Annotated in this window: 1 protein-coding gene and 1 pseudogene; both read right to left on the bottom strand. The window is 41.4% G+C overall.

From position 1 onward, the window contains the following. Positions 1-168 precede the first annotated feature (168 nt). Positions 169-1,686 carry a group II intron reverse transcriptase/maturase gene (gene ltrA / locus ABID13_RS28525; RefSeq protein WP_053095387.1) on the bottom strand — a complete coding sequence of 506 codons (1,518 nt, stop codon included), beginning with the start codon at positions 1,684-1,686 and terminating at the stop codon, positions 169-171. A 581-nt stretch (positions 1,687-2,267) separates the two neighbouring features. After that, positions 2,268-2,481, bottom strand: a pseudogene (locus ABID13_RS28520) (IS1182 family transposase); the annotation flags it as partial.

The raw sequence follows: 2,481 nt of genomic DNA, 5'->3' as shown, positions 1-2,481 counted from the left end.
TCCGGTCATTGCTTACATATCCGTGGACGATAAAGTAATTCTCCACCGCGATCTGGACATTGTATGCTGGTTTTAACTGCCCGTTCAGCATATGGGTCGGCTAGGTCGGAGAGATTACTCCCTCTTTCCCGCCTAAGAACTGTACGTGTCACTTTCATGACATACAGCTCAAGCATACTTTTTTCCGTTCTCTTGGTTCCTTGACTTTCTCTTTCTATCCTTAAAATATTTTGCTAGTTCGGCGTTGAATGGACTTGCATCATGTTTAATCAGGACATGTCTCTTGATGTGCACCCAGGTCATCTTCATAAGTTGCAGATTGTGTTGATTTGGAGATGAGAGAATCCATCGATTGGCACTTATTCCTCTATAATCTTCTCGAAAATATCTTTCCCTAATCCATTTATTATTTTTCTTTCTGTGGGTTCTTCTCAAGAAGCGATACGTCACATTAACTATGTGTTTATCCATATCTGCGAATGCCTTAGTTGACACCTCTGGTCTCCAGTAGTTTGCTATTCCCAGAATGACTGGATTCAGTTTTTGAATAAGCACATCCACCTTGTGTCCTCGTACCTGATAAGTAATATCAGAGATTTTACGTTTGCTTTTCTTGATACTGTCCTTGGAAGGTTTTATAAATAACTGTTCGCCCTTCGCAGTTTTATATCGCCAAATATTAAAACCCAGAAAATCAAACCCCTTTGTCACCTCTACTATTTTTGTTTCCTCTAATTCAAGCCCTCTTTGAGCGAGATATGGTTTCAGTTTATTATATACGCTTTCGGCCTGCTGTTTTGTATTACACATAACTACAAAGTCATCCGCATATCGTGTCATTGCATAGGCTGTTGGATTAACTGCCCATGTATACCCGTCACTGCGTTTGTTTACGTAATACTTGATTCCAAGAGCCTTTTCCATTCCGTGCAGAGCTACGTTCGCTAATAATGGTGATATTACTGAACCTTGACCACTTCCGGATTTTGTACTATAAAATAAACCATCGTCTACATATCCTGCTCTCAGCCATTTCTCAATGACTTTTCTGTTTGGAATTCCTTTGATTTGTTCTAATATATGACTATGGTTGAGATTGTCGAAACAGCCTTTAAAGTCTCCCTCAAATACCCATCGCCTTTTTCCGAACACCAGGTATTTATAGATTCGCTCAATCGCATCATGGCAGCCTCTTTCTGGTCGGAATCCATAAGAGGTTGGTTCAAAACGGTATTCCCATTGTGGCTCCAGTGCTATTTTCATTACATTCTGCCAGATTCGATCTATGATTACTGGGATGCTTAACGGACGTAATTTCCCGTTTTTCTTTTTTATATAAGTACGGTAAGAGGGTTTGGGGTTGTGATATGCTATAGTACGATTGCACATTTTTCGGTAGAGATTCATACGTTCGATATCTGTCTGTATCGTTATGCCATCTACTCCAGCCGTCTTTCTCCCTTTGTTTTCCTGAGTAATTCTTCTGATAGAAAGCAGCAATACCGCCTTGCTTCGCATTAGCAGCCGCTGTAACTGTCTTGTTTTTCGTTTGTTCCCCAAACTTTCGGCACGATAGATTCGTTGTTGCAGCCTGTTTACATACTTACGGATTTGTTTCCATTGTAGTTCTTTCCAGTTCGTAGGGAAGGACGTTGTGGACTTTATTTGTAATAAAGTATTTCTCATCTGTCATCCTCCTTTTAACAGGTTGCTTTCCGCTTTCTTTCGTGTTGTATACCAGTTGGAAGTCAGCTCTCTTTCGAGTCACTTTATCGTGTATCCATCCAGTTATTTCTTATTCCTGCCGGTTTGCACCTTGATGGCCTTTGCTTTTTCCAACGCTCCTATACCCTACAGGGAATTGTGCCTTCCTTGCGGTCAGTCTACCAACCTTTATAGGATTGGACGCTGCAGGGCTTACCAAGTTCAGCTTCTTTCAGATTCGATTTGTTTAGGTATGTTCACTATACCGGCAGATATATGGGTGATAACTGACATTAAGAAGAAGTAATGTTTTCCTATCTGCATTACATTGGCATTCACATCCATCCAATGCTGAATGTCACGATATTTAATTACATACCATGCAAATCTTTCCCTCGCCCTCCCGTTCTATGGATGCTAAGTTTGGGATTAGGCTTTTCCTCATGCAACCCACCCCACAGTTACCTGTAGCGCAGTTTCGGATGGGAATATCCCTATCACTGGGATACTAGAGTTATTAATCTATACTGAAATATTTCAAGAAGAAGCCGCTTCTTGTCGCACTCTTCTTTCATCCGCATGAAGGTTGCTTCCATGTCTGTTTTGGAATAGCTGTTGCGGCCTTTCCCCATGATCTCAAAGCATTCTTTATACTCCATCAGACGGGTCCCGCATTCTTCCAGTTCCTCGTAAAGCTTCTGGATCTCCGGTTTATGCTTACCTTTCCCATAAACGAATCCGATGTCTTCTCCCTGTGCGATCTGCATCAGGTTCTTC

The organism is Enterocloster citroniae, assembly GCF_040545455.1.
In the GTDB taxonomy this organism is placed as follows: Bacteria; Bacillota; Clostridia; order Lachnospirales; family Lachnospiraceae; genus Enterocloster; species Enterocloster citroniae.
The sequence above is the reverse complement of the archived record's forward strand: the minus strand, read 5'-3'. Positions and strand labels throughout refer to the sequence as shown.

What these genes read in the sequence shown, in the direction of transcription:
- ltrA (WP_053095387.1), bottom strand. Translation starts at nt 1,686, where the DNA reads ATGAGAAATACTTTATTACAAATAAAGTCCACAACGTCCTTCCCTACG.